The 14,182-nt window shown below is 61.6% G+C and carries 14 protein-coding genes; 11 read left to right on the top strand and 3 right to left on the bottom strand.

Going from position 1 to position 14,182, the window contains the following annotated elements:
• Positions 1-8 precede the first annotated feature (8 nt).
• Complete coding sequence (locus tag AGR7B_RS22415; protein ID WP_080857935.1) at positions 9-932, top strand: helix-turn-helix domain-containing protein; 924 nt, start codon at positions 9-11, stop codon at positions 930-932.
• On the opposite strand, the gene AGR7B_RS22420 is transcribed toward AGR7B_RS22415, so the two are convergent.
• A complete protein-coding gene (locus AGR7B_RS22420) occupies positions 902-1,663 on the bottom strand; it encodes an IclR family transcriptional regulator (protein WP_080858215.1) in 762 nt (253 codons plus the stop codon). The genes AGR7B_RS22415 and AGR7B_RS22420 overlap by 31 nt on opposite strands.
• Positions 1,664-1,799: 136 nt before the next feature.
• Between AGR7B_RS22420 and AGR7B_RS22425 the strand changes: the two genes are divergently transcribed.
• The 10 genes from AGR7B_RS22425 (at position 1,800) to AGR7B_RS22475 (ending at position 12,124) form a co-directional block, all read left to right on the top strand.
• On the top strand, positions 1,800-2,507 hold the full coding sequence (locus AGR7B_RS22425) for a 3-oxoacid CoA-transferase subunit A (protein ID WP_080857936.1): 708 nt from the start codon (positions 1,800-1,802) through the stop codon (positions 2,505-2,507).
• Positions 2,504-3,199, top strand: a complete 696-nt coding sequence (locus AGR7B_RS22430; protein WP_003519795.1) for a CoA transferase subunit B — start codon at positions 2,504-2,506, stop codon at positions 3,197-3,199. Before AGR7B_RS22425 ends, AGR7B_RS22430 begins: the two co-directional genes overlap by 4 nt.
• 10 nt (positions 3,200-3,209) lie before the next feature.
• A complete protein-coding gene (pcaF, locus tag AGR7B_RS22435; RefSeq protein ID WP_080857937.1) occupies positions 3,210-4,415 on the top strand; it encodes a 3-oxoadipyl-CoA thiolase in 1,206 nt (401 codons plus the stop codon).
• Between the two features lie 404 nt (positions 4,416-4,819).
• Positions 4,820-5,848: a LacI family DNA-binding transcriptional regulator gene (locus AGR7B_RS22445; protein ID WP_059758408.1), complete on the top strand. Its 1,029-nt coding sequence runs from the start codon at positions 4,820-4,822 to the stop codon at positions 5,846-5,848.
• A 278-nt stretch (positions 5,849-6,126) separates the two neighbouring features.
• Positions 6,127-7,068, top strand: coding sequence for a sugar ABC transporter substrate-binding protein (locus tag AGR7B_RS22450; protein WP_080857939.1), 942 nt, complete (start codon positions 6,127-6,129; stop codon positions 7,066-7,068).
• Positions 7,069-7,205: 137 nt separating this feature from the next.
• Positions 7,206-8,114: a sugar ABC transporter substrate-binding protein gene (locus tag AGR7B_RS22455; protein ID WP_162934257.1), complete on the top strand. Its 909-nt coding sequence runs from the start codon at positions 7,206-7,208 to the stop codon at positions 8,112-8,114.
• A gap of 45 nt (positions 8,115-8,159) precedes the next feature.
• A complete protein-coding gene (locus AGR7B_RS22460; RefSeq protein ID WP_020808848.1) occupies positions 8,160-9,056 on the top strand; it encodes a sugar phosphate isomerase/epimerase family protein in 897 nt (298 codons plus the stop codon).
• A 10-nt stretch (positions 9,057-9,066) separates the two neighbouring features.
• Positions 9,067-10,077 (top strand): Gfo/Idh/MocA family protein, encoded by a 1,011-nt coding sequence (locus AGR7B_RS22465; RefSeq protein WP_065655329.1) that lies wholly within the window; start codon positions 9,067-9,069, stop codon positions 10,075-10,077.
• 8 nt (positions 10,078-10,085) lie between these two features.
• A complete protein-coding gene (locus AGR7B_RS22470; RefSeq protein ID WP_080857941.1) occupies positions 10,086-10,871 on the top strand; it encodes a TIM barrel protein in 786 nt (261 codons plus the stop codon).
• 206 nt (positions 10,872-11,077) lie between these two features.
• Positions 11,078-12,124, top strand: coding sequence for a LacI family DNA-binding transcriptional regulator (locus AGR7B_RS22475; RefSeq protein ID WP_208616052.1), 1,047 nt, complete (start codon positions 11,078-11,080; stop codon positions 12,122-12,124).
• Between the two features lie 9 nt (positions 12,125-12,133).
• On the opposite strand, the gene AGR7B_RS22480 is transcribed toward AGR7B_RS22475, so the two are convergent.
• On the bottom strand, positions 12,134-13,183 hold the full coding sequence (locus tag AGR7B_RS22480) for a carbohydrate ABC transporter permease (RefSeq protein WP_020808844.1): 1,050 nt from the start codon (positions 13,181-13,183) through the stop codon (positions 12,134-12,136).
• Between the two features lie 2 nt (positions 13,184-13,185).
• On the bottom strand, positions 13,186-14,181 hold the full coding sequence (locus tag AGR7B_RS22485) for a carbohydrate ABC transporter permease (protein WP_080819041.1): 996 nt from the start codon (positions 14,179-14,181) through the stop codon (positions 13,186-13,188).
• Position 14,182: the final 1 nt, after the last annotated feature.

Below are 14,182 nucleotides of genomic sequence, written 5' to 3' on the forward strand. Positions count from 1 at the left end.
GAAGGAACATGCGGCTTGCTGCGAGTGAGGGTTTGTATGGCGAAGAAGCGGTGCAAGGCACTGATTTCCGGTTTCATTGCGAGACGCTTTTTTCGAGAAGCAGCCTGCACCGCTTTGAAATCGGCCTGCACCGTCACGCTGCGTTTCAGCAAATCTTGTACATTTGGGGCGGCGAGGGCGATGCGCTGCTGGATGACCGCATCGAGGCGATCCGCCCGCCGGTCGCCATTGTCGTGCCGCCGGGGTTCGAGCACGGCTTCCGGTTTTCGCGCGATATTGGCGGGGTGATCGTTACCGTTCTGCCGGGCGCCCTGCCGGCCTCGGTGCAAGCGCTGCTGCTGCGGAATTTCCAGCGGCCTGTCCTGTTGCCGTTGCGGGATTTTACCGATGGCGAACGTCTGCGCAGCGGGTTCGAACAGATTTCCGCCGAATATGAAACACGCGAGACGGGCCGGGATGCCATCATCGAAGGTCAGTTGGCCATCGTGACGGCGCTTCTGGCGCGGGCGGCGCGGCCGCTCATGGAAGGAACTGGCGACGGTCTGGCGGAGCAGCGTTTCGAACTTTTGCTGTCACTGATTGCACGCCATATTCGCGAGCCGCAAAAGGCGGAGTTTTACGCGAAAAAGCTCGGTCTTTCCGAGACCCATCTCAATCGTCTGGTCCGCTCCGTTTCCGGCCTCAGCCTGCAGCGGCTGATCGCCAAACGTCAGATCGAGATCGCTCAACAGGAGCTGATCTTTACCGTTTCCAGCGTGCAGATGATTGCGGAGGGGCTGGGTTTTGCCGATCCGGCCTATTTCAACCGCTTCTTCAAGCGCGAGACCGGCATGACCCCGCGCGCCTGGCGGCTGGCGGAGCAACGGAGAATGGGGGATTCCGGCGCGCGGCAGGCGCCGCTTCAGACCAGCATTCTTGCCAGTTCCCGCTGAACGGCAAGGAGGGCGGGCAGGTATCGCGCCACGAGGTCTTCCATCGAGGCGACCGAGGCGGCGAGCCCGACATTGAGGGCGGCCACCGTCTGCCCGCGTATGGTTTTCAGCGGCACTGCAATGGAGCGAAGGCCGATCTCCACCTCCTGATCGATCAGCGCATAACCGCGTTGGCCGGTGGCCTCGATTTCGGCGAGCAGGGCGTCCATGCTGGTAATGGTCTTTTCCGTGCGGCCGACCAGCTTCGAGGCTTCGAGAATGTCGCGCTGCCGCTCGGCAGTCTGCGCCGAAAGAAGAACGCGGCCCATGGAGGTGCAATAGGCGGGCAGGCGCGAACCCGGCATCAGCGCAATCGACATGACCCGCTGCTGCGCAGCGCGGGCGACATAAACGATCTCGGTCTCATCCAGAATGGAAACGGAGGTGCTCTGTCCGATCTCTTCGGAAAGGCGGTCGAGCAGCGGCTGCACGATGCGCGGCAGCGGCATGGTGGCAAGACAGCCGGTGCCGAGCCGCAGCACCTTCGGTGTCACGGTAAAGAACTTGCCGTCATAAGCGGCATAACCGAGTTCCGAAAGCGTCAGCAGGCAGCGCCGCGTCGTGGCGCGGTCCAGCCCGGCAATCTCGGCGGCATCGGAAATCGACAGGCGCGGCCGTTCGGCGCTGAAGGCCTCGATCACCCGCAATCCCTTGGCGAGACCGCCCATCATGTCTCTTTCGCTGACAGCCATGTCGCGGCTCCATTTGTGCGATATACGAACAAAAATCATATAGCGCACAAAATCCTTGCCGTCGAGCCGGTTTCGGATTTACCTCACGGTCAGGCAGCCTTGCGGGTTCCATCCGTCCGGCTGGATGGAGGTTTTAATGGACAAGACAATCAAGAGCGCGGAAGAGGCGCTTTCCGGCATCGGTGACGGTGCAACGATCATGATCGGCGGTTTCGGCGGCTCCGGTGCGCCCATCGAACTGATCCATGCGCTGATCGACAAGGGCCCGAAGAACCTGACGGTCATCAACAACAATGCCGGCAACGGCCGCATCGGCATCGCCGCGATGATCGACGCCGGCATGGTCAAAAAGATGATCTGCTCTTTCCCGCGCTCTTCCGATCCGCGCGCTTTCACCGACCGGTATCTGGCCGGCGAAATCGAGCTGGAACTGGTGCCGCAGGGCACGCTTGCCGAGCGCATCCGCGCGGGCGGTGCCGGCATTCCGGCCTTCTACACCCCCACCGGCTTTGGCACGGAACTGGCGCAAGGCAAGGTCATCGCGGAATTCGACGGCCGCTCTTACGTGCAGGAACGCTGGCTGAAGGCGGATTTCGCCATCGTCAAGGCGGAGCTTGGCGACACCTATGGCAACCTCACCTACAACAAGGCAGGCCGCAATTTTAACCCGCTGATGTGCATGGCCGCAAAGACCACCATTGCGCAGGTCTCGAAGATCGTCGAAGCCGGCGAGATCGATCCGGAGCATGTCGTCACGCCCGGTATTTTCGTGAACGGCGTCGTGGAAATCCCCGATCCGCAACAGGAAGAAGTCCTCATTCGCGCCGGAGTAGCCTACGCATGACCACGACCATCGACACCCGTGAAGACATCAAGCTTTCCAACGCCCAGATCGCATGGCGCGCGGCGCAGGACATCGAGGACGGCGCTTATGTCAATCTCGGCATCGGCTTTCCGGAAATGGTGGCGCGCTACCAGCCGCCCGGCCGTCAGGCGATCTTCCATACCGAAAACGGCATCCTGAATTTCGGCGAAGCGCCGCCGGAAGGCGAAGAGGACTGGAACCTCATCAATGCCGGCAAGAAGGCTGTGACGCTGAAGCCGGGTGCGGCCTTCTTCCACCATGCCGACAGCTTCGCCATGGTGCGCGGCGGGCATCTGGATGTGGCGATCCTCGGAGCCTATCAGGTGGCGCAGAATGGCGATCTCGCCAATTGGCGCGTTGGCTCCAAGGGCGTGCCGGCCGTCGGCGGCGCCATGGATCTTGTGCATGGCGCCAAGCAGGTCTTCGTCATCACCGAACATGTGACCAAGAACGGCGAACCGAAGCTCGTTGAAAAATGCGCTTTTCCGCTGACCGGCGTTGGCTGCATCACCCGCATTTATACCAGCCATGCTGTCATTGACGTGGTGGATGGCCGTTTCGTGCTGCGTGAAAAACTGCCGGCGATGACCTTCGATGAATTGCAGGCCATGACCGGCGCGCCTTTGGCGGTCGATGGCGAGGTTGCCGATCTCGTCGCCCCGGAACTTTGAGGAAAAACCGATGACCGACGCATTCATCTGCGACTATATCCGCACACCCATCGGCCGCTTCGGCGGCGCGCTTTCTTCGGTGCGGGCCGACGATCTCGGGGCGGTGCCGCTGAAGGCGCTTGTCGAGCGCAACCCGTCCGTCGACTGGGAAGCCGTCGAGGATGTGATCTTCGGTTGCGCCAACCAGGCGGGTGAGGATAACCGCAACGTCGCACGCATGTCGCTGCTGCTTGCCGGCCTGCCGGTTTCGGTGACAGGAACGACGATCAACCGGCTGTGCGGTTCGGGCATGGATGCCCTTATCGCAGCCGCCCGCGCCGTGAAATCGGGCGAAGCGGAGCTGATGGTCGCGGGTGGCGTCGAAAGCATGAGCCGCGCGCCCTTCGTTTTGCCGAAGGCGGAGAGCGCCTTTTCGCGCAATGCCGAAATCTACGACACCACCATCGGCTGGCGTTTCGTCAACCCGCTGATGAAGGCGCAATATGGCGTCGATTCCATGCCGGAAACCGGCGATAACGTCGCCATTGACTATCAGGTCTCCCGTGAGGATCAGGACGCCTTTGCCGTTCGCAGCCAGCAGAAGGCGGCCGATGCGCAGGCCAACGGTCGCCTCGACAGGGAAATCGTGTCCGTGACCATCCCGCAGCGCAAGGGCGATCCGCTGGTGGTGTCGAAGGATGAACACCCGCGCGCCACGAGCCTTGAAGCGCTGGCGAAGCTGAAGCCGGTCAACAGGCGCGAGGGCGCAACGGTGACGGCGGGCAATGCGTCCGGCGTCAATGACGGCGCGGCCGCACTCATCGTCGCATCGGCGGAGGCCGCGAAGAAATACGGTCTGACGCCGATTGCCCGCATTCTCGGCGGTGCCGCCGCCGGCGTGCCGCCGCGCGTCATGGGCATCGGCCCGGCCCCGGCCTCCGCAAAGCTGCTGGCCCGGCTCGGGCTGAAGCAGGAGCAGCTCGACGTGATCGAGCTGAATGAGGCTTTCGCCAGCCAGGGCCTTGCGACGCTGAGGCAGCTCGGCATTGCGGATGACGATGCGCGGGTGAATGCCAATGGCGGCGCCATCGCGCTCGGCCATCCGCTCGGCATGTCCGGCGCGCGCATTGCCGGCACGGCGGCGCTCGAACTTTCGCTGACCGGCAAGCGTCTTGCGCTCGCTACCATGTGCATCGGCGTCGGGCAGGGTATCGCCGTGGCGCTGGAACGGGTCTGATTGTCTGGCGGCATTCGGCATCGCCAAAACGGTGCGAATGCCGCTGCCTCGATTTCTTCTTGAGTGACTTCTGCTCGTCCGGCACTCGGTTGGCGATTCTCTCGCCTTGGTATCTCCCTCATTCCTGTGCTTGTCACAGGAATCCAGTCCACGCGCGTCTGCGCGGCGCAAGGAGTCTTTTCAGCCCAAGGACTTGGGCTGGCTGGATCTCTGTGACAAGCACAGAGATGAGGGGAGGAGGCGTGCTGGGCCAAGCAAGCCGGCCCTGCGATGCGGGCCCCGGTCGATTATTCCCTGATAAAGTACTCCACGCTCTTATCCCTCTGCACATGTTGGATTCCATCATGATCCGTGACATGTTTTGCGAGATATGACAGGAATCTTTCCGTCTACTGGGTGCCCGCATGAAACGTCCGACCATCACAGATGTTGCGACAGCCGCCGGCGTCAGCGTCGCCACCGTCGACCGGGTGCTGAACGGTCGCCTGCCGGTGCGGGAGGAAACCGCGCGGCGGGTGTTCGAAGCGGCGGAGAAGATCGGTTTTCACGCCACCAACATCATTCGCCAGCGCATGCTGGCCGATCTGCCGTCCTATAGTCTCGGCATCATCCTGCGCAAGGAACGGCACGCCTTCTACCAGACCTTCGCCGACGAGCTGGAGCTTGCGGCGCGCAACGTCCGGGATCGCCATCTCAATCTGCGCATCGAATTCGCCCAGTCGGGCGAGCCGAGCGAGCTTGCGGCCCTTCTGACGGGCATGAAAGGACGCGTGCAGGCCGTGGCGGCCACCGGGCCGGACCATCACGATGTCACCGCCGCCGTCGAGGCCCTGAAGGCGAAGGGCATTCCGACATTTTCGCTGCTTTCGGATTTCGCGCAGGGGGTGCGGGAAGCTTATCTCGGCGCCAACAACATGAAAGTCGGGCGCACGGCGGCCTGGATGATCTCGCGGCTGGCGCGCAGCAGAGGCAAGGTGCTTCTGCTGCTCGGCGGCCACCGTTTTCACGGTCATTCGTTGCGCGAAACCGGCTTTCGCAGCTATATGCGGGAATATGCGCCGGAATTTGAGGTGATGGATGCGCTGATCACGCTGGAAACCCGGCGGCTAACCTATGAGTTGGTGATGGACACCATCGCCAAGCACAAGGATCTGGTCGGCATCTATTGCATCGGCGGCGGCATGGAAGGTGTCATCGAGGCCCTGCAGCAGGAAAACCGGCAGGAGGCCATCGTCTGTCTTGTGAATGAACTGACGCCCGAATCCCGTCAGGCGCTGCTGGAAAAGCGTATCAGCGGCATATTCCAGACGCCGCTCCGTGAATTATGCGCGGACCTCATCGCCACCATGGTTCACAGCATCGAACATGGCATGGCGGAAACGCCGGGACAGCGGTTTGTACCCGCCCATCTGTGGGTTCCTGAAAGCCTTTGATGGTTTGATAGATTCTATCATAAATTCCGCGTCTCTTTCTATCAGCCTTGATGGTTTCGGTTGCCGCTGACCCGTTGACGCCGGACCAGGACTGGGAAATCTTGCCTGCGTGTGGAGCGGGCAGGAGGCTGATCCACGACAATAACGATGTTTCGGATTGCTTCAGGCTGCGGACTTGTCTTCGCGGCGACGGGTATTTTTTGCCGGAAAACGGTGGCGGCGCGATGGGCGCTGGACCGTGCAGCCGGCTCTTTTCAAGGGTTTTGGAGGAGAACGACATGAAAAGACATTTCGCGATTGCAGCGCTCGCCACCATGCTGGCGACGACCGCCTCGGCGGAAACCATCGGCGTTTCGATGGCCCTGTTCGACGATAATTTCCTGACCGTGCTGCGCAACGGCATGATCGATTATTCCAAGGGCATGAGCGGCGTTTCGCTGCAGATCGAGGATGCGCAGAACGATGTCGGCAAGCAGTTGAGCCAGGTGCAGAACTTCGTCGCCGCCGGCGTCGACGCCATCATCGTCAACCCGGTGGATACGGATGCTACCGTGGCGCTTTCGCAGGCTGCCGCTGCCGCCGGCATTCCGCTCGTTTATGTCAACCGCCAGCCGGTCAACCTCGACAGCCTGCCGGAAAAACAGGCCTTCGTTGCCTCCGATGAAAAACAGTCCGGCACCCTGCAGACGCAGGAAGTCTGCCGCCTGCTGAAGGCGGCCGGCAAGGCGGAAGCGAAGGCGGTGGTGATGATGGGCGAGCTTTCCAACCAGGCGGCCCGCATGCGCACGCAGGATATCAAGGACGTGGTGGCGACGCCCGATTGCAGCTTCATCAAGCTTGTCGAGGAACAATCCGCCAACTGGTCGCGCACTCAAGGCTCGGACCTGATGACCAACTGGCTTTCGGCCGGGGTGCAGTTCGATGCGGTGATTTCCAACAATGACGAAATGGCCATCGGCGCGATACAGTCTCTGAAGGCGGCCGGCCGGTCGATGGATGACGTCATCATCGCCGGCATCGACGCCACGCAGGACGCGCTTGCCGCCATGGCGGCGGGTGAGCTGGATGTGAGCGTTTTCCAGAATGCCGCCGGTCAGGGCAAGGGCGCGGTTGATACGGCGCTGAAACTGGCAAAGGGGGATGCGGTGGACAAGAAGGTTTTCGTACCCTTCGAACTGGTCACACCCGCAAACCTCAAGGACTATCAGGCCAAGAACTGAGACCGTTCGGGCCAGACAACGACGTGACAGACCGAAGACGCTGAAGGCGGGGGGAGGATATTCCGGCTTCAGCGATATCAGTGCGATTGAACCAGCGGAGATTTTCCGCGGGAGGAAAGACTTTGAAAAACCTGTTGATGGCGACTGCGCTCTGCATTTTCGCAACGCCTGCCCTTGCCGAGACCCGTGTTGCGGTCTCCATGACATCGTTCGACAATCCGTTTCTGACGATTTTGCTGAACGGTATCAGGGCTGAGGCCGGGCGTGACAAGAACATTGAGCTTCTGGTGGAGGACGCCCAGCTCGATCCTTCGAAACAGCTCAATCTGGTGCAGAATTTCATCGCCAACGGTGTCGATGCGATCATCGTCAACGCGGTCGATGGCGATGCCACCTCGGCGATCACCAAGGCCGCATCCGCCGCAAAAATCCCGCTCGTCTATGTCAATCATCCGCCCGCCGAACTGGAAACCGGCCTGCCTGACGGCACGGCCTTCGTCGGTTCCAACGAACTCGATTCCGGCACCATGGAGGCGGAAGCCGCCTGTAAGCTGATGGGCGGCAAGGGCAAGGCTGTGGTCCTGATGGGACCTTTGGAAAACCATGCGGCGCTGGTGCGCACCAAGGATGTGGAAACGGTGTTTGCCCGGCCGGACTGCAAGATCGAAATCCTCGAAAAGCAGACGGCGAACTGGAGCCGCACGCAGGCGCAGGACCTCGTTTCATCCTGGCTGACGGCGGGCATCCAGTTCGACGCCGTCATCGCCAATAACGATGAAATGGCGATCGGCGCCGCGCAGGCGCTGAAGGCGGCGGGCGTTTCCATGAAGGATGTCGTCATCGCCGGCATCGACGCCACGCCGGACGGCCTTGCCGCCATGCAGGCCGGCGATCTCGATATTACCGTCTACCAGAATGCGACGAAGCAGGGCGAGGTCTCCGTCCAGACGGCGGTGAAGGCCGCTGCCGGGCAAAGCACTGAGAAGACGCTTTGGGTGCCCTTCGAACTCGTCACCCCGGAAAACATGTCCGCCTACGCCAAATAAGCGGGGCTTCGACCCGGTCCATCTATCACTCCACTGGAAACAGCCATGAAACATACGCTCGACCCCCACATGTTCCGACACCTTTCGCTGGCCGAGACCTGCCGCAAGGTTGCCGATCTCGGCTATGATTACGTCGAACTTTCACCCCGTCCGGATTTCCTCTCCTGGTGGACCCGGCCGAAGGTCTATCCCGAACGCGTCGCCGAATTCAAAAAGGCGCTGAAGGACCATGGTGTCGGCCTTGCGACGCTGCAGCCCATGTATCGCTGGGCAAGCCCCTATCCGGACGAATGGGAGGTCGCGATCGACAACTGGAAACGCGCCATCGAGATTGCGGTTGAGATGGAATGCCCGATGTTCGTTTCGGAATTCGGCCGCGGCGGTTCGCCGGATCGCAGCCTTAACGACCGTTCCGGCCTGCATCGCCCGGAAACCTGCGAAGCGCAGTTCTTCCGCGCAATGGATATTCTCGTGCCGATCCTTGAACGGGAAGGTCTGGTGCTGTCGCTGGAGGCCCATCCCGAAGACTGGATCGAGGAGATCGCGCCGGCCATCGACATCATCAAGACCATCAATTCCAAGGCGGTAAAGGCCTCCTTCATCGCGCCGCACACGTTCTTTTACGGGCCGGACATGGTGGCGAACCTGCGTGCGACCGAGGGCCATCTGGTGCATGTGCGCCTTGCCGATACCTATGACCACAACAAGTCGTCGCAGCTGCGCTACATCGTTAATCCCCCCGGTTCCAAGGTCAGGGTGCACCAGCACACCGATTTCGGCCAGGGCGAGATCGACTGGGAAACCTTCTTTGCGACGCTCGCCGACATGAAATTCGACGGCGTGCTCTCGAACTGCGTGTTTGCCTGGGAAGATCGTGTCGATGAAAGCGCGCGGTTCATGCTCAGCGAAACCCGGCGATACGTCGCCAAATACTGGAAATGAGGTTTTTCAAATGACTGTCAGAATTGGTGTCGTCGGCACCGGCGCAATCGGGCGTGATCATGCCCGCCGTATCAACAAGGTTCTGGGCGGCGCGAAGATCGTTGCGCTGAGCGACGTCAACCGCGCCTCGGCCGAGGCGGTCAAAAACGACATCGCCCCGGATGCCGTCGTTTTCGCCACCGGTGAAGAGCTGATCGCATCGCCGGATGTGGATGCCGTGCTCGTCACCTCATGGGGCGCAACCCATGAGCAATATGTGCTGGCGGCAATCGCCGCCGGCAAGCCGTGCTTTTGCGAAAAACCGCTGGCAACAACGGCGGAAGGCGCAAGACGCATCGTCGACGCCGAGGTGGCGCATGGCAGGCGCCTGGTTCAGGTGGGCTTCATGCGCCGATATGACGCCGGTTACGTGGCGCTGAAACAGGCCGTCGATAGCAGGATCGGCGCGCCGATCATGGTGCACGCCGCCCACCGCAACCCGGCGGTTCCGGAGCAATATGTCACCCCGATGGCGATCCATGACACGATGATCCATGAGATCGACGTGCTGCGCTGGCTGCTCGACGATGACTATGTTTCGGCGCGGGTTCTCTTTCCCCGTTCGGCGGCCAGAAGCCATGCGCGGCTGAAGGACCCGCAGATCGTCATTCTGGAGACGGCGAAGGGCACGATCATCGACGTCGAAATCTTCGTGAATTGCCATTATGGCTACGATATCCAGTGCCAGGTGGTGGGCGAGGACGGCATTGCCAGCCTGCCGGAGCCGATGTCGGTGCAGACCCGCCTTGGCGCCAAGCTGCAGAACGATATCCTGACCGACTGGAAAGACCGCTTCATCGCCAGCTACGATGTGGAATTGCAGGACTTCATCCATGCGGCGGCGAAGGGCACGGCATCGGGACCCAACGCATGGGACGGCTACGTGGCCGCCGTCACCTCCGACGCCTGCGTGGCCGCGCAGGAAACGGACGGGGCAGCAGTTGAAATCAAGCTCCCCGCCCGTCCCGCCCTTTATCAGTGAGGTCTTTCATGCGTTTTGCCATCAACCACATCACCGCGCCGAAGCTCTCCCTTGAGGCGTTCTTTGCGACGGCCCGTGAGCTCGGCCTTACCGAAGTCGAAATCCGCAACGACCTGCCTGATATCGTCGGCACGGTGGATCCGGCCGAGGTAAAGGCGGCGGCCGAAAAGGCGGGCGTGACGATCATCTCGATCAATGCGCTTTATCCCTTCAACGTCTGGTCGGGCGACCTGCCTGCGCGGGCCGTCGCCATGGCCGATTATGCGGCGGCAAGCGGTGCCAAAGCGCTGGTCATGTGCCCGCTCAACGACGGTACGCCGGTGTCTTTTGACGATCTCGTCACGGCGCTGAAGGCCATGAAGCCGATCCTTAAGGAACGCGGACTGATCGGCTTCGTCGAGCCGCTCGGTTTCCCGGTCTCTTCGCTGCGCACCAAGGCCGAAGCGATCAGGGCCATCGATGCGGCCGGTGGCGGCGATGTCTACAGGCTGGTGCACGACACCTTCCACCACCATCTCGCAGGCGAGACGGAGTTCTTCCCGGAGCGAACGGGACTGGTCCACATTTCCGGCGTGATCGATCCTGCCGTCTCCGTCGCTGACATGCTCGACGCCCACCGCGTTCTGGTGGATGGCGGCGACCGGCTGGACAATATCGCCCAGATCAGGACGCTTGAGGCGGCCGGTTACAAGGGACCTTACAGCTTCGAACCCTTCGCGACGGAAGTGCACGAGCTGAAGGATCCGGCCGCTGCCGTAAAGAGCAGTATCGACCATATCTCCCAGGCGCTCTGACCGCCTTGCCGCCCGCGGTTCGCTGCGGGCGGCGTTTCTTGCGGGGGATTAAAAACCCAGAGAAATCAATTCCGCATTTACGGATGATGCTGTAGTCTTCGAGCGACGAGAGAGCAGCAAACAGGCACGGGTATTCTTCAGATCGACTGCGTGAGGCAGGCTTTCTGCCCGCACCGTCCGAAGTAGAGTGGTTGAATTTCCCCTTTATGAAAATAGACAGGAAAACGACGCTTAAGGACGTGGCGCGGGAGGCGAATGTTTCGCTGAGCACGGCTTCGCACGCCATCAACGGTACAGCACCCTTGACCACGCAGGTGCGCGAGCGGGTGCTGGAGGCGGCACGCGCACTCGGTTATCTCGAAAACCGGCGACAGAAGGCGACGATCGCCACTTTGCGTGTCGTGCTTCTGGCCATGACCAATGATGCAGCACCGCAGAGCGACCTCAACATGGTCAGCTGGACGATGCTGAACGGCTTCAGGCGCGAATGCGAGCGGCGCGGTATTCGCATCGTTCCCTATGTCAGCACAACGAGCCGGCTCGACCCGGTTGCGGTGGCAGCGGCGGCGGATGCCGACAATGTCGATGGTATCGTGATCCTGAACGATGACAGGCCGCAACTGGTCGAGGCTCTGTCTGCGCTTTCGCGGCCGGTGGTGCTGATCAATGGCGAGGACCCGGCCATGATCGTCGATACGGTGACGGCCGAGAACCGTTTTGGCGCGCGGCTCGGTATCGAACATCTGCTGTCGCTCGGGCATCGCAATATTCTGCACATCACCTGGAAAGGGCGCACGACGATCCGCCGCCGATATGACGGTTATAGCGACGCGTATCTCGCGGCGGGTCTCGCTGTTCCCGCCGATATGGTCATCGAGGTGGAGAGCTACGAGCCGGAATGGGGCGAGGCCGCCACGCGCCGCCTGCTGGCCGAGGAAAAACCGCTCAGAAACGCCACGGCGATCTTCTGCGCCGCCGATAATCTGGCGCTCGGTTGCCTGAAGGCCCTGACCGAGGCCGGAATCCGGGTGCCGGACGATGTTTCGGTATTGGGGTTTGACGATATCATGCCGGCGGCCTTCAGTACCCCGCCGCTCAGCACCATCCAGTTGCCCGCCGACAGGCTGGGCGGTGCGGCGCTTGCGCTGCTGGAGCAGCGGCTTGTGGCGGCCGATCCCACCCGCCCGGCGCACCGGCTGGAACTCGGTTGTCGCCTTGTGCTGAGGGGCAGCATCGCGCCGCCCCCCAAATGATTTGTCGTTTTATTTCATCCCCGTGCCGGCAATCCCTGTCGTGATGTAACGCTGCAGGAACAGGAACACGACGGTGACTGGCGCCAGGCTGAGGAAGGTCATGGCGAGGATATAGTGCCATTGCACCGAAAACTCGCCCTGGAAGGCGTTCAGCCCCACCTGCAGCGTGAAGTTCTCGCGGCTGCTGAGAACGATCAGCGGCCAGAGGAAGTCGTTCCAGCGCCAAAGCACCGAAAAGATGGCGAGAACCGCAAGCGCCGGCGCCGTCAGCGGCAGGATGATGCGCCAGAAGATACGGAATTCGCTTGCCGCATCGACGCGGGCCGCCTCGATCAGCTCATCGGGAATGGTCAGCATATATTGCCGCAGCAGGAACACGCCGGTCGGCGTCGCAACCGTTGGGATAATGACGCCCCAGAGATTGTCGACGAGGCCGACGCCGACGATGACCAGATAGGCCGGTACCATGACGACGGTGAGCGGGATCATCAGGGTGGAGATGATCAGCACGAAGATCGCCTTCTCGCCGCGGAAGCGGTACTTCGACAGCGCAAAGGCGGCCATGGCATTGACGATCAGCGTCAGGACGGTTGCGACGAAGGTGACGAAGACCGAGTTCTTGAGGAAGGTCAAAAAGCTGAACCGCGTGAGCGGATCGGTGAAGTTCTCCGTCGCGATAGTCAGTTTCTGGACGGGTGTTATTTCCCGCGTATCGACGCTGACCGGTGGGCCGGGATTGGCGGGGTCGACCATCTGGGCTTTCAGGCCGATGCGGCGGACCATGGCCATTTCCCGCTCCATGCCGTCGATGGGGGCTTTCCAGAGGCTGAGCGGCTTGTCGTAACCCTGCACGTCCACCTGCACGGCGGCGCGCGGCAGAAGGCTCGGCGGAAACCGGGTGATTTCGGCTTCCGGTTTCAGCGATGACATGGCGGCCCAGACGACCGGGATGAGGACGGCGAGCGTGCCGCCGATGAGCCAGACCCATGACAGGATATCGGTGAGACCGATCCGGCCGGGGCGGCGGGTGCGCGTGAGGAAGGAGACGGCGTTGGACATGGTCAGGACTCCATCTTTTTGCCGAGGCGCAGTTGCACGAGCGTCAGCGCGAGAAGCACAAGGCCCATCAGAACCGATGCGGCGGACGCAAGGCCGAACAGCCTCAGATCGCTGCCGAAGGCCATCTGGTAGATATATTGCACGACGAATGTATTGGCCGTGCCCGGCCCGCCGCCATTGGTCAGAACCCATGCCTCATCAAAGATTTGCACCGAGCGGATCATCAGGAGGATGAGCACGACGAGCAGGTTGGGGCCGAGAAGCGGCAGGGTGATGCGGAAAAGCGTGCGCCGGGGCGAGGCGGCGTCGATGGCGGCGGCTTCATAAAGGTCCTTCGGGATGGCCTGAAGGCCGGCCAGCAGGATCAGCGTATAAAAGCCCATGTGGAACCAGACCGAGACCACCACGACGAAGAAACGCGACCAGCCGACATCCAGCAGGAAGATTTCCGGCGGCACGCCGAGCATCTGGAAAAAGGCGTTGAGCAGGCCGTTGCGGTCGAGGAACCATTTCCAGATGAGGCCGATGACGACGGGCGACAGCAGCACCGGATAAAAGAACATGGCGCGGAAGAAACCGCGCGCGGCAATCGCCCGGTTGAGGATGAGGGCGGTGATGAGCGCGACCAGAAGCGTGGCGATGACGTTGAAGCCGACGAACCACAGCGTGTTCCAGATCGCGGTCCAGAACAGCGATTCCCGGCAGCTTCCGGGGTCCATGTAGCTCTGGCAATCCAGCAGCTTGCCGAAATTTTCCAGCCCGACGAAGGGGCGGTCGGTGATGAGAAGTTCGGTGCCGCCGGTGAAGGCGTAACCGACGGCAATGGCAATCGGCAGGAAGGTGAAGATGCCGAAGAGAACGAGGTTCGGCATCAGGAAAATATAGGGCATGCGCCTTTTGCCGATCAGCCGCTCGATGAAGTTGAGCGGCACTTCGGCAATCGCCATCACGGCATCGAGCGCACGGTCGGACAGTCTCGCAAGCGTCGGATTGGCCATG

This window comes from Agrobacterium deltaense RV3 (assembly GCF_900013505.1).
Taxonomy (GTDB): Bacteria; Pseudomonadota; Alphaproteobacteria; order Rhizobiales; family Rhizobiaceae; genus Agrobacterium; species Agrobacterium leguminum.

What these genes read in the sequence shown, in the direction of transcription:
- AGR7B_RS22415 (WP_080857935.1), top strand. Translation starts at nt 9, where the DNA reads ATGCGGCTTGCTGCGAGTGAGGGTTTGTATGGCGAAGAAGCGGTGCAA.
- AGR7B_RS22420 (WP_080858215.1), bottom strand. Translation starts at nt 1,663, where the DNA reads ATGGCTGTCAGCGAAAGAGACATGATGGGCGGTCTCGCCAAGGGATTG.
- AGR7B_RS22425 (WP_080857936.1), top strand. Translation starts at nt 1,800, where the DNA reads ATGGACAAGACAATCAAGAGCGCGGAAGAGGCGCTTTCCGGCATCGGT.
- AGR7B_RS22430 (WP_003519795.1), top strand. Translation starts at nt 2,504, where the DNA reads ATGACCACGACCATCGACACCCGTGAAGACATCAAGCTTTCCAACGCC.
- pcaF (WP_080857937.1), top strand. Translation starts at nt 3,210, where the DNA reads ATGACCGACGCATTCATCTGCGACTATATCCGCACACCCATCGGCCGC.
- AGR7B_RS22445 (WP_059758408.1), top strand. Translation starts at nt 4,820, where the DNA reads ATGAAACGTCCGACCATCACAGATGTTGCGACAGCCGCCGGCGTCAGC.
- AGR7B_RS22450 (WP_080857939.1), top strand. Translation starts at nt 6,127, where the DNA reads ATGAAAAGACATTTCGCGATTGCAGCGCTCGCCACCATGCTGGCGACG.
- AGR7B_RS22455 (WP_162934257.1), top strand. Translation starts at nt 7,206, where the DNA reads ATGGCGACTGCGCTCTGCATTTTCGCAACGCCTGCCCTTGCCGAGACC.
- AGR7B_RS22460 (WP_020808848.1), top strand. Translation starts at nt 8,160, where the DNA reads ATGAAACATACGCTCGACCCCCACATGTTCCGACACCTTTCGCTGGCC.
- AGR7B_RS22465 (WP_065655329.1), top strand. Translation starts at nt 9,067, where the DNA reads ATGACTGTCAGAATTGGTGTCGTCGGCACCGGCGCAATCGGGCGTGAT.
- AGR7B_RS22470 (WP_080857941.1), top strand. Translation starts at nt 10,086, where the DNA reads ATGCGTTTTGCCATCAACCACATCACCGCGCCGAAGCTCTCCCTTGAG.
- AGR7B_RS22475 (WP_208616052.1), top strand. Translation starts at nt 11,078, where the DNA reads ATGAAAATAGACAGGAAAACGACGCTTAAGGACGTGGCGCGGGAGGCG.
- AGR7B_RS22480 (WP_020808844.1), bottom strand. Translation starts at nt 13,183, where the DNA reads ATGTCCAACGCCGTCTCCTTCCTCACGCGCACCCGCCGCCCCGGCCGG.
- AGR7B_RS22485 (WP_080819041.1), bottom strand. Translation starts at nt 14,181, where the DNA reads ATGGCCAATCCGACGCTTGCGAGACTGTCCGACCGTGCGCTCGATGCC.